The organism is Sorangium sp. So ce204 (assembly GCF_051526795.1).
Lineage (GTDB): Bacteria > Myxococcota_A > Polyangia > Polyangiales > Polyangiaceae > Sorangium > Sorangium cellulosum_B.
Genome location: NZ_CP150317.1, coordinates 12,344,586 through 12,361,046, shown reverse-complemented (window position 1 = coordinate 12,361,046; position 16,461 = coordinate 12,344,586). Strand labels below are relative to the sequence as shown.

Genomic DNA, 16,461 nt, shown 5'->3' with positions numbered 1-16,461 from the left:
CGTTCGCTGTGTCTCTCTTGGAGTTCTCGGGGCTGGGCTTCCGCGCCGGGTAAACAGGGAATTTCGATGAGCGTTGCAAAGGTCTCGGACACTCACTTTCGCTTACCCATCGTCAACTCGGCGCCGAAGATCCACGACAGCAACAAGAGCCTGCTGGACTCGCTCCTCGCCGACCAGCAGAAGCTCACGGCGGTCGAGAAGTTCTCCAGGATGCACGAGGAGCACGCGCTCCCGGCTCAGTCCAAGTACTACCGCGACCTGATCCCGCTCGAGAAGCCGAAGCCCGGCCAGCAGTACGGCTTCGAGGTCGACCTCGACGCGTGCACGGCCTGCAAGGCGTGCGTCACCGCCTGCCACAGCCTGAACGGCCTCGACGACAACGAGGTGTGGCGCTCGGTGGGGCTCCTCCACGGCGGCACGCCCCAGACGCCGGCGCAGCAGAGCGTGACGACGGCGTGCCACCACTGCCTGGACCCGGCGTGCATGTCGGGGTGCCCGGTCAAGGCCTACGAGAAGGACCCGATCACCGGCATCGTCAAGCACCTCGATGACCAGTGCATCGGCTGCCAGTACTGCATCCTGATGTGCCCCTACGACGCTCCGAAGTTCAACGCGGAGCGGGGGATCGTGCGCAAGTGCGACATGTGCAGCGATCGGCTGGCCAACGACGAGGCCCCGGCGTGCGTGCAGTCGTGCCCGAACGGCGCCATCCGGATCACGATGGTCGACCAGCAGCAGGCCGTGCAAGAGAGCCAGACGAGCCTCTTCCTGCCGGGGGCGGCGGCGCCGGAGATCACGATCCCGACGACGACCTACAAGACGCAGAGGTCGCTGCCGCGCAACATGCTCCCCGCGGACTTCTACCAGGTGAGCCGGGAGCACTCCCACCCTCCGCTCGTCGCGATGCTGGTGCTGACGCAGCTCTCGGTGGGCGCGTTCTGCGTGAGCCTGGCCCTCAACGAGCTGCTCGGCGCGCAGGCGACGCGGGATTTCGGCGGCCACAGCGCCACGTTCGCGCTCGTCTTCGGGATCGCCGCGCTCATGGCGAGCCTCTTTCACCTTGGCCGGCCGCAGTTCGCGTTCCGCGCCTTCCTGGGGCTCAAGACGTCGTGGCTCAGCCGGGAGATCCTGGGGTTCTCGCTCTTCGCCGGGGCCGCGACGCTGTACGCGGCGTCCTTCTGGGTGCCCGCCATCCCGGCGCTCGCCCCGGTGGTCTCGGCGCTGCCCCCGGTCGACCTCGCGCAGGCGCCGCTCTCGTATGCGGTCGCGCTGAGCGGGATCCTCGGGGTCTTCTGCTCCGTGATGGTGTACGCCGCGACGCAGCGGGAGCACTGGCGCGGGGCCCTGACGGGCTTCAAGTTCGCGACGACGGCGGCCATCCTCGGGAGCTCGACGGTCCTGATGATCGGGCTGCTCCTGAGCGCCGAGCACGCGGCGCTGCTCCTGACGCGGGGCTTCCGCGCGCTGAGCGCGTTCCTGTGCGTGACGACGGCGCTCAAGCTGCTCGTGGAGCTCTCGATGTTCCGGCACCTCCGGAAGCGGAGCCACTCGACGCTCAAGCGGAGCGCGATCCTGATGACGGGGGAGCTGAAGGGCGCGACGGGCTGGCGCTTCGCCTGCGGGGTGCTCGGCGGGATCGTCCTTCCGGCGCTCAGCCTCTTCTCGGCGCCGAACAGCGGCGTGAGCTCTGAAGTGCTGATGGCGATGGCGGTCGTGGCGTTCCTGTTCTGCCTCGCGGGCGAGTTCCTCGAGCGGTACCTCTTCTTCGCAGCGGCGCCCGCCTCCAAGATGCCCGGAGGGCTCTCCTGATGTCGACCAGCGATGCAAGCGATGCGAAGAAGACGTCTTTGGCGCCCAAGCAGGCGGACAACCTCCTCTTGCAGCGCAACGGGCCGCTGACGCGCGAGCTGCTGCTCACGCCCGGCGAGTTCGGCCTCGGGAGGGTGCCTGCGCGGCTCAAGCCCGACCAGACGACGACGGTCGTGTGCGGGTTCTGCTCGACCGGGTGCGGGCTGAACGTGCACCTCAAGGACGGGGAGGCGATCAACCTCTCGCCCAACACGGACTATCCCGTGAACCTCGGGATGGCGTGCCCGAAGGGCTGGGAGGCGCTCACGCCGCTCCGCGCGACCGACCGCGCGACGACGCCGCTCCTCAGGAACGCGCGCGGCAAGCTGGAGCGCGTGGAGTGGGACGTCGCGCTCCGCACGTTCGTCGATCGGTTCAAGGCGATCCAGGACGCGCACGGCAAGGAGTCGATCGCCTTCATCAGCACCGGGCAGATCGTCACCGAGGAGATGGCCTTCCTCGGGGCGCTCGCGAAGTTCGGGATGGGCATGCTGCACGGGGACGGCAACACCCGGCAGTGCATGGCGACGTCGGTGGTCGCGTACAAGGAGGCGTTCGGGTTCGACGCGCCGCCCTACACGTACCGCGATTTCGAGGAGTCCGACGTCGTGGTGCTCGTCGGCTCGAACCTCTGCATCGCCCACCCGATCATGTGGGAGCGGCTCTGCAAGAACAAGAACCGCCCCGAGATCCTCGTCGTGGATCCGCGCAAGACCGAGACGGCGATGGCGGCGACGGCGCACTATGCGCTCAAGCCGAAATCGGATCTGACGCTGTTCTACGGGATCGCCCACATCCTCATCCAGCGCGGGTGGATCGACCCGGGGTACATCGAGGCGCACACGGTCGATTTCGAGGCGTTCAAGGCGCACGTCGAGGATTTCACGCCGGCGCGGGTCTCCGAGGCGACGGGGCTCAGCGAGGCGCAGCTCGCGTCGTTCGCGGAGAAGATCCATAGCGGAAAGCGGGTGTCGTTCTGGTGGACCATGGGCGTCAACCAGAGCCACGAGGGCGTTCGGGTCGCGCAGTCGCTCATCAACCTGGCGCTGATGACGGGCAACATCGGCCGCCCCGGCACCGGGGCGAACTCCATCACGGGCCAGTGCAACGCGATGGGCTCGCGGATGTTCAGCAACACGACGGGCCTGTTCGCCGGCCACGACTTCACGAAGGAGGAGCACCGGAAGAAGATCGCCGGGATCCTCGGCATTCCGGAGGAGGTCATCCCGACCCGGAACAGCCTGGCCTACGACCAGATCATCGAAGGCATCTTGAAGGGGAAGATCAAGGGCCTCTGGATCATCGCGACGAACCCGGCCCACTCCTGGATCAACCAGGAGGATCTGCACGAGCTCCTCGGCCGCCTGGAGTTCCTCGTGGTGCAGGACATGTACGCCACGACGGAGACGGCGGAGCGCGCCCACCTCGTCCTCCCGGCGGCCTCGTGGGCCGAGAAGGAGGGCACGTTCATCAACTCGGAGCGGCGCATCGGCCTCGTCAAGAAGGTCGCGCGGGCCCCGGGCCAGGCGCTGGCGGACTTTCACATCTTCCAGCTGGTCGCCCAGTACTGGGGCTGCGGCGAGCTGTTCAAGGAGTGGAAGAGCCCGGAGGCGGTCTTCCAGATCCTGAAGCGGCTCTCGAAGGGGCAGCCGTGCGACATCACGGGCATCGACGGCTACACGATGCTCGACGAGCGCGGCGGCATCCAGTGGCCCTACCCCGAGGGGGCTGCCTTCGAGACGAACGAGCGCCGGCTGTTCGAGGATGGCCAGTACTACCGCCCGGATCAGAAGGCGAAGTTCGCCTTCCAGGCGCCCCGCCAGCTGCCGGAGCCGACCGACGAGCAGTATCCGTTCACGCTGCTCACGGGGCGAGGGAGCTCCAGCCAGTGGCACACGCAGACGCGGACCAAGAAGTCGGCGGTGCTGCAGCGGCTCTATCCGAAGGAGATCTACGTCGAGCTGAGCCCTGTCGACGCGAAGAGGATCGGTATCGAGATGAACGAGTGGGTGGTCATCGCCTCCCGCCGCGCGGAGATCAAGGCGCGGGCGTTCGTCACGAACTCGGTGAAGCCCGGGGAGATCTTCGTGCCGATGCACTACGAGATCACGAACAAGCTGACGTTCCCGGCCTTCGACCAGTACTCCCGGCAGCCGTCGTACAAGGCCTGCGCGGTGAAGGTGCGGCGGGAAGAGGATCGCGGGTAGCCCGCGCGGCCTCCGCGAGGACAGCCTCCGCGAGGGGGCGCGTGGCGCGCGTGGGAGGCGCGCTCAGCCGGTCGCCCTCCGCCGCGGCGGGCGCGGGGCGTTCGGCCATCGTTGCGGACTGCGGGCCCTCGGCGCGGCCCGGCGCACGCCGCTCGCGGCCGGCGCCGGGGCGCTCAGGTGCCCGCGGCGCAGGTAGTAGGCGAGGAGCGTGTCCAGCAGCCGGGCGTTCATGGGGGGACACGCGATCGCCGTGCCGGCCAGCCCGTCGATCGTGTTCTGGCAGTCGTAGACGGGCATCCGCGCGTACAGCTCCCATCGGGTCAGGTCGCCGTGGACATTCTCGGTCAGCATCGGCAGGAGGGGAAGGAACGGGCTGTCGCTCGATCGCCGTACCCGCGCCAGCAGCTGCTCGCACCATTGCGCGTAAGGCAGCCGCGCCAGCGGATAGCCGCGGGAGACGAGCAGATCGAAGAAGCCGTTCAGATCGAGCCGCTGGGACGGCGGGGGCACCAGGTGGAACGCCTTTCCCAGCGAGCCCGGCCGGGAGGACAGGCGCACGATCGCCCGGCTGACGTAGTCGACCGTCACGAATTCCTTGCTCTGCGCGGGGAGGTCGGGGGCACAGCGCATCTCGATGCAGCCTTTGATCATTCTGCTTACGAAGTCGGTCAGGTTGGCGGCGCCCGTCTGGCTGTGACCCAGGATGAATCCGGGGCGGAGGACGGTGACGGGCACCCCGCGCGCGCGCGCGATCCACACGAGCTTCTCGGCGACCCACTTGCTCTGGGAATAGCCCATGTCCGTGTGGAGGTGGTCCACCCAGCGATCGAGATCGTCGCTCTCCCGCACGGTCTGGGCGCCGGTGAAATAGCCGATCTGGCCGATGACCCCGATCGTCGAGACGTGGTGCACGGGCTTCGTCCGGCCCAGGCAGGCGAGCCGCAAGACCTCCTGTGTCCCCAGCACGTTCGCCGCCTTGTGGGACGCGTACGGCTTGATGTAATTGACCTCGGCGCCGGCGTGGTAGATCGCGTCGACGCGCCGCGCGAGCGCCTCGAAGCGAGCCGGGGTGAGCCCGAGCAGCGGCTCCCTCAGGTCGCCCGGCACGGCGACGATCCTCGCGCTCGCCGCCGGATCCCAGAGCGAATAGGCCGAAAGGCTCTGCCGCAGTCTCGCAAGGCCTGCGGCGGCGTCGGGCGCGCGGACCAGGCAATGGACCGTGGCGCGCGTCTGCGTGAGGAGCTCGCGCACGAGAAAGGCGCCCAGGAACCCCGTGGCGCCGGTGAGGAAGACGTGGCGAGGCGGAGCGCTCGTGTCGACGAACGAGCCGCAAGGGCGGATGTCGGGGGCGAGGGCGGCCTCCGCGCGGAGGTCGATCGCGCCCATCGACGCCGCGGCGCCGCGCGCCTTCCAGCGCCGCGCCTCCTCGACGGCACGGGCGAGCCCGGCCAGGGTGGGTGACTCGAACAGCCGGCGCGCGGGCACGTCGACCTGGAAGGCCGTCCGCACCTGGAGGAGCACCTGCGCCGCCAGCAGGGAGTTTCCGCCGAGCTCGAAGAAGTCATCGTCGACCTCCGGGCGATCGGCATGGAGGACGGACGCCCAGATCTCGGCCACCCGGCGCTCGATCGGAGAGCGGGTGCTCTCCGGAGAGCGGGTGCTCTCCGGCTCTCCGGTGTGCAGCCGGCCGGCGTCGGGCGGCGGCAGCGCCCGGCGATCGACCTTCCCTGTCGCGGCGAGCGGCAGCGATGGCAGCACGACGAACGCGGCCGGGATCATGTAGGCGGGCAGCTTCTCCTGCAGAGACCGGCGCAGGCTCCTCGACAGGTCGCGGGACGCGGGACCGCAGCTGTCCACGCCGGCCTCCGCTCCCCGCCACCGATCCCCGTCCGCGGGGCGCGACGGCGGGCCGCCCGCGCCGACGTCCGAGACGACGTACGCCACGAGGCGCATGTCGCCGGGCGCGTGCTCGTGGAGCACGACAACGGCCTCGCGCACGGAGGGGCACGCGCACAGCGCCGCCTCGATCTCCGCGAGCTCGACGCGGAAGCCACGGATCTTCACCTGACAGTCGATCCGCCCCAGGAAATCGAGCGACCCATCGGCCAGATAGCGGACCTGATCGCCCGTCTTGTACAGGCGCTCTCCCGGCTCCTCGGGCAAGGGGTTCTGGACGAACGCCGCGGCTGTCAGATCGGGTCGGTTCAGGTAGCCTCGGGAGAGCCCGTCGCCGGCGACGTAGAGCTCACCGGGGACGCCCACGGGCACCGGCTGGAGCCGGCGGTCCAGGACATAGACGCGCGTGTTCGAGATGGGCCGTCCGATCGGCACGCGGGAGGCGCCCTCCGGGACCGCGCGCACGAGGTGAGCCGTGGAGAACGTCGTGTTCTCGGTCGGACCGTAGCCGTTCACGAGGTGCTTCGGGGCGCCTCTCAGGAGCACCTCTCTCGACAGCTTCGGATTGAGCACGTCGCCGCCGACGACGAGGTAGGAGAGCCCCTGAAAGGCGTCCGGGCTCACTCGCGCGAGGTGGTGGAAGAGCGCCGTGGTCAGGAACAGGACGGAGATGCCTTCTCGCCGGAGGAGCGCGGGCAGCGCTTCCGGTGACAGCAGCGTCTCGTGAGACACGATGACGAGGCAAGCGCCGTTGAGCAGCGCGCCCCAGATCTCGAACGTCGACGCGTCGAACGAGAGGCTGGAGGCGTGCGCCACGCGATCCGATGGCCCGAACGCGACATAGCCTGTGTCCCGTACGAGGCGGACGACCCCTCGGTGCGGGACAGCGACGCCCTTGGGCCGGCCGGTCGAGCCCGAGGTGAACATCACGTAGGCGAGATCGGTCGCGGCAGCAGGGATGGCGGGGTCTCTGTCGTCGCCGGGCGCGCCATCGTCCTCGTCGAGGCACATGACGTCCCCGCGGAAGTCGAGCCGCGTCACCAGCGCTCGCTGCCCGAGCACGAGGCTCACCGCCGCGTCCTCCAGCATGAAGCGCAGCCGCTCGTCTGGCATGCTCGGATCGAGGGGCACGTAGGCGCCGCCGGCCTTGAGGACGCCGAGCAGGGCGACGAGCGCGCGCGACGACCGCTCGGCGAGGACGGCCACGCGCAGGTCGGGGCCGGCGCGGCGCGCGGAGATCCGATGAGCGAGCCGGTTGGCGCGGCGGTCGAGCTCGCGGTAGGTGAGCGCCTCGTCGCCCTCGATGACGGCGATGGCGTCGGGCGTCCGCGCGGCGTGCTCCTCGAAGAGCGCATGAATGCACGCGTCGCGCGGATAGGCGGTCCGCGTCGCGTTCCAGACGACGGTCACCCGGCGCCGCTCCTCCGGCGTGAGCAGCGGAATCTCGGCGATCGGCCGCTCGGCGTCCTCCGCGACGCCCGCGAGCAGGAGACCGAGATGGTCCAGCATCCGCTCGATCGTCCCGGGATCGAACACGTCGGCGCTGTAGGTCATCGTCGCGACGAGCGATCGCTCCAGCGCCGTGACGGACAGCGACAGATCGACCGGCGCGGCCGGGCGGGCGCGCGAGCGCCGCGCCGCCGTCGCCCCCCTGATCGCGGCGCGGCGCAGCACATCCCCGGGTCGCACGAGCTCGAAGGTGGTCTGGAACGTCGGGTGATCGCTCGTGTCCTCCGCCCCCCCGGGCCCCGCGAGCGGCTGGTCCAGAGGCGCGTGGCGGCGGGCCTCGGCCGAGGCGATCTGCGCGGCGAGCTGCGCGAGGAGGCCTCGAAAGCCGAGCTCCTCGTCGATGCGGGCGCCAAGGACGAGCGGGCAGCGGGGCCCGGGCGCCGCGCGCCAGCCCCGCCGGCCGCCGCGGCGAGGCCAGGGTGTCCCGATCACGATCTCGCTCTGAACGGTATGGCGGTAGAGCAGCGCCGCATAAGCGGAGAGCAGGGTGACGAAGAGCGTCGCGCCCGAGCCCCGGCGCACGCGGTCGAGCTCCCGGACGAGCCGAGGCGGCAGCTCTCGCGACGCCGACGCGCGACATCGCGAAGGCGCGGGCGGGCGTGGGCGATCGGTCGCGAGATCGAGCGCGGGGAGCTCGCGCGGGAGCTCCCCCGGCGCGTGGGACAGACGTGCCTGTGTCGCGTGAGCGCGCATGATCGAACCTCCCCGTTGAACTGCAGAGGACGATGCGTGGGAGCTCAGACGGTCATCGAGCGTGCCTTGCGCTTCAGCGCATAGGCGATACCACTTTGCAGGGTGCCGCAGGTGACGAGCCCTCTGAGCTCGGTGCCAAGATCGACGAGCGCCTGCGCGACGACGGGGCGGACGCCTGACAGCACGACGTCGGCGCCGAGCAGCCTCGCCGCCTGCGCGACGCGGACCAGCGCGGCGGCCACCTCTGCGTCCACGGCCTTCACGCCGGTGATATCGAGTATGGCCACCGCCGCTTGCCTCTCGCCGAGGGCGTTCAGGAGCGTCTCCAGGATCTGCTGCGCGCGCTCCCGGTCGATCGCCCCGATGAGGGGCATCGCGATCACGCCGTCGGCGATCGGGATGAGCGGCGTGCCGAGCTCCCGGAGCGCCGCCTGCTGCGCCTGGATCACCCGCATCTGGGCGAGCGTCTCCTCCTCGTACCGGAGCTGCTCCGTGATGTCCCTGAAGAACGCCGCCATGCCCGTCGGCTCGCCCGCCGGGCCCATGACCACGAAGGCGCTGGTCTGCCCCATCCACTCGCTCCCGTCGGGGCGCCGGATCTTGAGGACGCCGCGCCATGCGCCGTCCTTCATCAGGATCGGCAAGACCTCGTCGGAGAGCCGGCGGAAGGTCTCCGGCATATAGAAGTCATTCAGCCCGCAGCCGACCGCGGCGTCGCCGAAGCCGCTCATCGCCTTGAAGGCGGTGTTGGCGTAGACGACCTGCCCGCTCATGGACGTCAATGTGATACCATCCAGCGCATTGTCAATCAACGTCTTGGAGACGCCGAGCTCTTCGGCCTGGCGGCGCTGCTCCACCTCCATGTCCTTTCGACCTGTGATGTCCTGGACTACGCTCATGACCTGGCGCGGCTTGCCGGCGCCATCCCGCGCGAGGACGATCTCGCGCCTCGTGACCCAGCACCACGACCCGTCGGCCTTGCGCAGCCGATACGCGAGCTCCGCCGAGTCGCTCGCCTGGCCTTCTCCCGCGTGATCGAGCTGCTCGCGAGCCCGGGTCTGGTCGTCGGGGTGCGCGAGCGTCACGAACGCATCGAGGCCGGCGAGGCCCGCTTCGTCCGCCGCATATCCGAGCTCGCCGGCCAGCGAGCGGTTCTCGTAGAGCTTTCGCTGCTCGACAGGATCGTGGACGCAGAGCAGGCACGGAATTGCCTGTAGCACGGCGTTCGTACGGCTGAGCTCGGCGCGCAGATCCCGCTCGATCTGCTCTAGCCTGGACACACGAGCGCGCAGGGCGGCAAGCTCGCCATGGTGCGATTGGAGAACCGTCTCGTGAGGTTCCATCGATTTCCCCCGATGCTGGCTGCTGGCAAAGGTCAGGCGGCGGCGACGCTGGACACCTCGCCTCCACCAGCGACGCTACACCTGATGAGACGCCTTAGACAGCATCAATCTCGGCAGGAAGAGCGTCACAGTGGGGACAGCAGGGCCCGCTGATCTGTATTGTCACAGCGAGGACGTTTGCTGCGGTTATCGACTTATTGTGCGGTCCGGCGCCTGGTCGATTGCTTGGCTGCGCGCGTCTCCGACGGAGCGGGCCCGCGCGTGGCGCGGCTCGATGTGACGGATGCCCAGCGTCGCAATCGTGCGCTCGTCGCATAGAGACGGTCAGAAGATTCCTGATGACGACGGCCACCCGTATGGCGTTCTCGTTCCCTGTGCGTCATTCTCGGCACCACGTCACCGTCCTGTGACGTCCCCACGGTCCGCCGGGCGAGCTCGCGCCGGTTCGCAACGACGCCTCGCCGCGCTGCCGCGAGGCCAGGCTGGACGGCATTGGCGGCGAGGCGTTCGCCCTGGGAATGGGCGGCGGGGCGGAGCCCGGTGTCCGGCCGGCGCCCTCGGAGCGTCACGTGTCTAGTCCTGAAAACCCATCGAGACGGCTGCGGAACCGGTCTTGCCCGAGTTCGCGTTCAGATCGCCGGCACCTCCGCCGTCACCAGGGAGGCCGAACTTGATCGGAGAGTCGGGCTCGACGTCAGGGCCCTGGTCGACGGTATGTGCCACCGCGAGTGAATGTCCTCCGTGGCCTCCACCTCCCCGACCGCCGTTGCCGCCCTTCCCGCCATCGCCGCCGCGGCAGCCTGGCTGCGATCCGGCCCTGTTGCCTCCGCCAGTGCCACCGTACCCACCCACGCCGCCGTACTGGCCGTCCCCGCCTCGTCCACCGTTTCCACCACGACCCGTGATGATGCTGGTTTTACTTACGCGGACGCGGCCGTGGTAAGAGAGAATCCCGATGCTGGATCCGCCTGGACCGCCGCCCTTTCCGGGCTTGCCGCCGCAGCCGCCAGCACCGCCGGAACCGCCAGAAGCGCCGCCCTGTACTGCGCCTGCGCCGCAGTACGCTGAACCGCCACGCGAGCCGCCTCCACCGCCGCCCCCGTAACCGTGCTGCCCTGCATGGCCATCTTCGCCTGCGCCACCTTCCAGCCCCGTGTTTGTGACCCGACCGGGCCCTGATGCGCCATTCCCGTTCGCGCCGTCATCCCCCGCCAGCCCGCCCCTCCCCTCTGTGCAGGACAGGATGGCTTGCCCAGCTCCGCAGACCGCGGCAGTCGAGACCTCCCCACACGTCCATTCCTGCTGGCACGCGGACTTCGACAGAGAATGTGTCGGCGCATGCGTACACCCGCATGCCACGCTCGCGGGCAAGCTCGAACGCCCGCGCAAACGATTTTATCGGCGAATTCGGCGTGCCAGGCCAAGCATCATCGCCTTTGTCTGCCACATACACGCCCTCGCAGTCGACCGGACGATCGGCGTTGCCGGGATCCGCGTTGCAGGACTCCACCGGCGCGCATGTGAGGGTCTCCTCGCAACGTTCCCATACCCCCGATTCGCTACCGCATCCGAGCGCCGCGCTCCCGTTGAACAAAGCGACTCCGAACAGCAAAGGCCGAGCCCCCAGCGCGCGGAAGCCCGATTCCCATCTCGTCATCTCTTCCCACATTGCGCCCCCTACTGCAGCTCATGAGAGTCTGGGTCGTTGGGATCCATGGCCGCAAACGGCAGGAACTCGACCGCCACGCCATCGTCGCCCTTGCTCTCCGTGACATTCGGATCGCCGCCGTCCCCTCCCTCCCCAGCAGTTCCAAGGAGAAACGTCGCCTGGACGTTCTCGCGCGTGACCTCCGCGGTCTCCAGATACGCGATGGCTACCGAATGACCGCCGAGCCCGCCGCCTGCGCCACCGCCGGGCCCCCCGGTGCCGCCATCGCCTCCGCGGCATCCCGCGAGTGCTCCGGGCACGCCTCCGCCTCCCTCACCGCCGGGAGCTCCGCTTCCTCCTGGCAGTCCCGCCCCTCCCGCGCCGCCCCGGCCGCCGCGGCCGGTCTGAAGGGTCGATCCGCGGATGGTGACCTTCGAACCTCTCGTGACGATGCCAGCGCTCACCCCTCCGGCGAAACCGCCTGTCCCCTGCTTGCCGCCACAACCGCCGGAACCACCCGAGCCGCCGAACGCTCCCCCGACCGGCCCGGCACCACAGGCGGTCGCACCGCCGCGCGAGCCGCCACCACCGCCGCCTCCCTGACCCGGGCGTCCGAGGGTCCCGTCCTGACCCTTGCCCAGCGAGCGGACCCATCCCACAACGCCAGGAAGCCTTGCCCCCTGACCGTGCACACCCGCCGCACCGTCGAGGCCGCGCTGGCCGTCGCTGCACGCCATGCTTCCCTGCTGACCGACGCCCCCGGTACCGGCGCCTGTCGGGTTCGGGTCGGGCAGCGGCTCCCCATGACCTCCGCTGAAGCCCTCATCGGGCAGACCGGGGCCGCCCTGGCCGCTGACCGAGGTTTCGTCGTCACACTCCGTTGTGACCTCTCGGGTTGCAGCCACGTCATCGACCGTGCACGCGTCGGCTCCCGCGTGTCCAGGCCGCCCATCGGCCGCCGCTGCATCCTCCGCCGGAGCTCCGGGCTCACCGTCGGCTCCGTCACCTGCGACAATGCGGCTGTCGATCAGCTCGATCTCGCTGCCAGCGGAGAGATAGATCCCGATCGAGTTGCCGCCCGGCATCGCGCCCCGTCCTGTGATGACTTCGCTCGCAACGAGCTTGAGCTCGGCCTCATCGCGCACAGCGACGATTCCGATCGAGCACGCTGCTGTTCGGTCCATCTCGTTACCATCGGGCGCCACGATCCGCAGGTTCGCGAGCGTGACTTCCCGCCCTCCGAACGTCACGACTTCGCGCTCGGGCTGATTCGGGGCGATGATGGTCTTCGCATCGGCACCGAGGTGCTGCCAGTCGTTCGCGCAGTCGAACCCGCCCCAGATGCTGGTATCGTAGAACCAGATACGTTCGTCGAAGGTCTCAGCGCAAGCGTAGACATGGTGGGGGTGACCGCCCGCCTCCACGAGCTCGAGGGCCTTGCGCAGTGTCTTCAGCGGCTTCGCGCGCGTTCCTGGATTCGCGTCGTCGCCGAGACTTGCGCTGACGAACAGGCCGCACCCATCTTGCGGAGGCTCCAGCGTGGGGTCGTCGACACAGATGGGATCCTCGTGACCGGAGGAACACCCGTACACGACAGAAGCGATTCCGAACCCGAACGCGATAGGCACCAAGGTGGCCACAGCCACCCGGCGTCGACCTTTCGATGAGGTATCCATGCTCCGAAGCTCCACGTTCGTCACCACACACCCGCCATCATAAGCCCCATGCGCTGCCCGCTCACCGTGGGCACAACACGCACCCCATCGCTGGACGATGAGGTTCGGTCCACGAGCAGAGACACGAGCGTCAGGGCACCGATCGCGCCGCCCGACACCACAGTCACCCATCCAGCTTTCGTCAGGAGATCGCGCTTCTCTTGCAGGTCGCGCAGCTCCGAGCACGCGCGCGGTGCGTTCGGGCGGGCACATCGGCTCGCGTCCTCGTCTACGCCACGCAGCGCGGTAGCTCGGTCGTGGAGCTCATCCTCGGTGTACGCACTCCAAATCAGCAATCCGGCCTCGAAACGCAGCTGTAGTTCAAGGGGCAGGACGTTGCGCTGCTCGAGACTCCAGGCGAGATGCTCGGCAGCATCACGGTACTTGCGCAGCTCGAGCTCACACAGGCCGAGCTCTCCGGCGATCTCCGCGCGCTCCTTCTCCGTGTTCGACGCCGGGTCTGTCGCCTGGAGCGCCGCATCGTAGGCCGCGTGTGCCTCGGTCCACCGACCTCCGTCACGGGCTCTCTGCGCACGGCGAACATGGTCCTTCACCGTCGAGCTGCCGCTTCGCTCCAGCGTCGAATAGATGTCCTCGGCGCTGGCGGGGCTCGTGTAGACACCAGCGGCGCCGAGCATCAGGCAGAACAACAACGAAGGCGCAACGTCACGCATGCGCGGACCGTACTTACGCCCGGCGCGCGGCGTCAACCGCGACAAATTCGCAGGGAAGGAACGCTTTGTCAGGCAAAGATCGGCCCGGCGACGCAAAGGCGCCGGTCGACCCTCCGCGCAGTGGAGCCGCCCAGGTACGCATTCCCCAATGGCGCACATTATCCCACCAAAGTTGACCGACCCTTCTCTTTCTTGAACCCTTCCGGCCAGCTCAGGGGTGCTACCAGCTGTGAGCAAGCCAGCACGAACTCCCCCCCACTTCGAGCGCTTCCGCCGCCTCATCAGGCGGGTCGGTGTCCCCGCGCGACACGCCGAGGACCTCGCGCAGGAAACGCTCCTGCGGGACTGGGAGGCGAGAGGGCGGCTCGAGACGGGCGTGGATCCAGCGCCGTACTCGGTCACCATCGCCCTGAACCTCGCCCGCAGCCACCTGCGGGACGCGAGCCGTCGGGGTGAGGTCCTGACCCCGTTCGACGAGCGCGACCTCCGCGGGGACCAACCGAGCCCGGAAGCCCTGCTCCGCAGGGAGCAGCGGGAAGCGACCATGCGCGACCTGATCGAGCAGGTCGACCCCAAGTACCGCGACCTCTTGATCAAGCACGAGCTCGAGGAGAAGTCGCTCGCCGAGATCGCCGCCGAGCTGGGGCTCAAGCTGGACACCGTGAGGAGCGAGCACCGCAGGGCACGCGAGCAGCTGGACGAGGCGAAGCGGCGATGGATGGCGCAGCAAGAATTCCGGGGCTGGGACAAGGTGCCCTGCGTCCCTGTGGCGTTCGGCCTGCTCCGTCGCTCGTGGTGGACGACCGCGCTGCACCTCCAGAAGGTCGGGGCGAAGGTCCTCGCGCAGGCGGCGCTCGTCGTGCTCACGGGAGCTGTCGTCGCGACAGCTCCACGCTCGTCAGGCTTGGCCAGTGCGACCCCATGGTTACGGCCGGCAGCGATCCACGCCGGTGCGGCCACGCCCCCGCAGCAGCACACCGCGCCGCCCCTCGACGAGCCAGACGCACGCGGCGCGGTCGCCGCGGCCTCGCCCCCGCCGCAGGGCGGCATCCCGGCACCGGGCGAGAATGCACCGGCCGCAATGAACGGCAAGCCTGCTTCACCGGCCGCAACAGCTGCGCGTTCCTCGCCGCCCGTCCGCGCCGTACGCCCGGCCGCGAGCGAGCGCGAGAAGGACCTGATCTTCCAGGCGCGCAAGGCCATCGAAGCCTACAACGCCAGGGCTGACGTCGATGCGCGACGCCTGCTCGACATGCACGCCATGGAGTTCCCTCGGGGTCCGCTGGCCCGGGAGCGCGAGGCGCTGCTGCTGCAACTTCGCTGAATCGGCCGCGGCCCTAGCGACAGATAGCCAGCGGTGGAGACGGCGGCGATCTTGAGCGACGTCAGGCCGAGATCCGCCCTGAGCCGGGCCAGGAGAATGAGCACGTCCATGACACGCAAGGAAGCCGTGGCGGAGCATAGGCGCACGTCACGTCGAGTCGAGATGGGTGCGCCCCCGGCAGTGCACGTTCCCTTCGAGGCCATCATGCGGCACTCGAGGATGATCCATGCCGTGTTGCGCCAGTTCGGCGTACCCGCTCGCGACCAGCCGGATGTGATGCAGGAGATCTTCCTGTCCGCCTGGCGCAGCGTGGAAGGCGGAGGATTTCGGCCCCGTCCGGAGGTGCCGCCGAAGAAGGCTCTAGAGAGCTGGCTCTTCGGTGTTACCTGGCACCACATCTTGCATTACCGGGAGCGCCTGTACCGGTGGTACAGGGAGCTTGCGGCGTTCGCGGCTCCAGGGATAGCGAGGCATGCACCGTCGCCCTTCGGCCAGGTGGAGGCCCGGACAGCGCTTCGTTGCCTGGAGCGGCTCAGGCCCGAGCTCCGTGCCGTGCTCGCGGGCGCCGCCGTGGGCAATACCGCTGAGGAGATCGCAGCAGCGCTTGGTGCCCATCCAGGCACGACGAACAAGCGGCTGCACCGCGTGCGAAAGCAGTTGCGAAAGATCCTCCGCTGAACGAGGTGCGGACGTAGCTCGCCGGCGCCGCGCGCGTTCGAGCTGGTCGAGCAAGGCCTGCTCGCTGGATCGTACGCGTTCTGCGGACCACATCCTGTCTTCGAGCCTCTGCGCCGCTTAGAAACCCGCGCCGGAGGTACCGATGGACGAGAGCACACGCACCTGGCGCGACCGCGTGGCGCGCTGGCACAAGAGCGGGCACTCCGCCCGCGTGTTCGCGGAGCAGGAGGGGGTCAACGCCGGCACACTGTACTCCTGGAGCCGCCGACTGGGCATGAAGCGGAGCGAGCACCGGCAGCGCTCGGAGAAGGCGACGCTTCCGGCGCTGCTGCCCGTGGTGGTCGCCCCGCCTGCAGCCACGACGCCCTCTTCGGGCGCGGCGCTGGAGATCGTCTTGCCGGACGGGGCGGTCGTCCGCGTCCCGCCGTCGTTCGACGAGGTTACGCTGGCGCGCGTTGTTCGTGCGCTCGGGGGGGCACGATGATCCCTGGCCGCGTCTCGATCTACGTTGCCACCGAGCCGCTCGATCTACGGCGCTCGTTCGATGGTCTCGCTGCCGTCGTGCGCGAGGTGCTGCGACAAGACCCGCTCTCCGGAGCGCTGTTTCTCTTTTTCAACCGGGCGGCCGATCGCTGCAAGGCCCTTTGGTGGGACCGCAGCGGATACTGTCTACTTTACAAAAGGCTCGAGCGTGGGGCATTTCGAGCCCCACGTGCCGTCACTCCGGGAGCCACGAGCGTCCTTATTGACGCCGCCGAGCTCGCGAAGATCCTGGAAGGCATCGCCCTGTCGCCCTCGAAGTTGCGGCGAGCGGTCCCGTTCGCCGAGACCGCACCGCCGCAGGTCCCCTGATCTCGCCTGACAGCCTCGCACGCTCCTGGGTAGCCCCCACGGTTGCATTGCCTCGAGCGACATGAATTTTCCTC

The 16,461-nt window shown here is 69.1% G+C and carries 10 protein-coding genes; 6 read left to right on the top strand and 4 right to left on the bottom strand.

From position 1 onward, the window contains the following. The first annotated feature begins 66 nt into the window (after positions 1-66). Together WMF22_RS46775 and WMF22_RS46770 are read left to right on the top strand one after the other, a co-directional pair. A complete protein-coding gene (locus tag WMF22_RS46775) occupies positions 67-1,809 on the top strand; it encodes a DmsC/YnfH family molybdoenzyme membrane anchor subunit (protein WP_437296296.1) in 1,743 nt (580 codons plus the stop codon). Then, positions 1,809-4,055 carry a molybdopterin oxidoreductase family protein gene (locus WMF22_RS46770; RefSeq protein WP_438033959.1) on the top strand — a complete coding sequence of 749 codons (2,247 nt, stop codon included), beginning with the start codon at positions 1,809-1,811 and terminating at the stop codon, positions 4,053-4,055. The genes WMF22_RS46775 and WMF22_RS46770 overlap by 1 nt, the downstream gene beginning before the upstream one ends. Before the next feature lie 63 nt (positions 4,056-4,118). On the opposite strand, the gene WMF22_RS46765 is transcribed toward WMF22_RS46770, so the two are convergent. From WMF22_RS46765 to WMF22_RS46750, 4 genes are all read right to left on the bottom strand, one after another. Continuing rightward, positions 4,119-8,153: a non-ribosomal peptide synthetase gene (locus tag WMF22_RS46765; protein WP_438033958.1), complete on the bottom strand. Its 4,035-nt coding sequence runs from the start codon at positions 8,151-8,153 to the stop codon at positions 4,119-4,121. Positions 8,154-8,197: 44 nt separating this feature from the next. Continuing rightward, a complete protein-coding gene (locus tag WMF22_RS46760) occupies positions 8,198-9,433 on the bottom strand; it encodes a PAS domain S-box protein (RefSeq protein WP_438033957.1) in 1,236 nt (411 codons plus the stop codon). A gap of 1,740 nt (positions 9,434-11,173) precedes the next feature. Continuing rightward, positions 11,174-12,847, bottom strand: coding sequence for a hypothetical protein (locus tag WMF22_RS46755; RefSeq protein ID WP_438033956.1), 1,674 nt, complete (start codon positions 12,845-12,847; stop codon positions 11,174-11,176). Further along, the gene (locus WMF22_RS46750; protein WP_438033955.1) at positions 12,841-13,533 is read right to left on the bottom strand and encodes a hypothetical protein; all 693 of its coding nucleotides are present in this window, start codon (positions 13,531-13,533) and stop codon (positions 12,841-12,843) included. The genes WMF22_RS46755 and WMF22_RS46750 overlap by 7 nt, the downstream gene beginning before the upstream one ends. Positions 13,534-13,762: 229 nt before the next feature. Here WMF22_RS46750 and WMF22_RS46745 point away from each other — a divergent pair, with 229 nt between their 5' ends. From WMF22_RS46745 to tnpB, 4 genes are all read left to right on the top strand, one after another. Continuing rightward, positions 13,763-14,857, top strand: a complete 1,095-nt coding sequence (locus tag WMF22_RS46745; RefSeq protein ID WP_438033954.1) for a sigma-70 family RNA polymerase sigma factor — start codon at positions 13,763-13,765, stop codon at positions 14,855-14,857. Between the two features lie 108 nt (positions 14,858-14,965). Next, a complete protein-coding gene (locus WMF22_RS46740; protein WP_438033953.1) occupies positions 14,966-15,535 on the top strand; it encodes an RNA polymerase sigma factor in 570 nt (189 codons plus the stop codon). Between the two features lie 142 nt (positions 15,536-15,677). After that, positions 15,678-16,019 (top strand): IS66 family insertion sequence element accessory protein TnpA, encoded by a 342-nt coding sequence (gene tnpA, locus WMF22_RS46735; protein ID WP_437296051.1) that lies wholly within the window; start codon positions 15,678-15,680, stop codon positions 16,017-16,019. Further along, complete coding sequence (tnpB, locus tag WMF22_RS46730; protein WP_437296052.1) at positions 16,016-16,387, top strand: IS66 family insertion sequence element accessory protein TnpB; 372 nt, start codon at positions 16,016-16,018, stop codon at positions 16,385-16,387. Before tnpA ends, tnpB begins: the two co-directional genes overlap by 4 nt. Positions 16,388-16,461 lie beyond the last annotated feature (74 nt).

Bases quoted from the DNA above. Each gene is read 5' to 3' on its own strand.
- WMF22_RS46775 (WP_437296296.1), top strand. From the start codon at position 67: ATGAGCGTTGCAAAGGTCTCGGACACTCACTTTCGCTTACCCATCGTC.
- WMF22_RS46770 (WP_438033959.1), top strand. From the start codon at position 1,809: ATGTCGACCAGCGATGCAAGCGATGCGAAGAAGACGTCTTTGGCGCCC.
- WMF22_RS46765 (WP_438033958.1), bottom strand. From the start codon at position 8,153: ATGCGCGCTCACGCGACACAGGCACGTCTGTCCCACGCGCCGGGGGAG.
- WMF22_RS46750 (WP_438033955.1), bottom strand. From the start codon at position 13,533: ATGCGTGACGTTGCGCCTTCGTTGTTGTTCTGCCTGATGCTCGGCGCC.
- WMF22_RS46740 (WP_438033953.1), top strand. From the start codon at position 14,966: ATGACACGCAAGGAAGCCGTGGCGGAGCATAGGCGCACGTCACGTCGA.
- tnpA (WP_437296051.1), top strand. From the start codon at position 15,678: ATGGACGAGAGCACACGCACCTGGCGCGACCGCGTGGCGCGCTGGCAC.
- tnpB (WP_437296052.1), top strand. From the start codon at position 16,016: ATGATCCCTGGCCGCGTCTCGATCTACGTTGCCACCGAGCCGCTCGAT.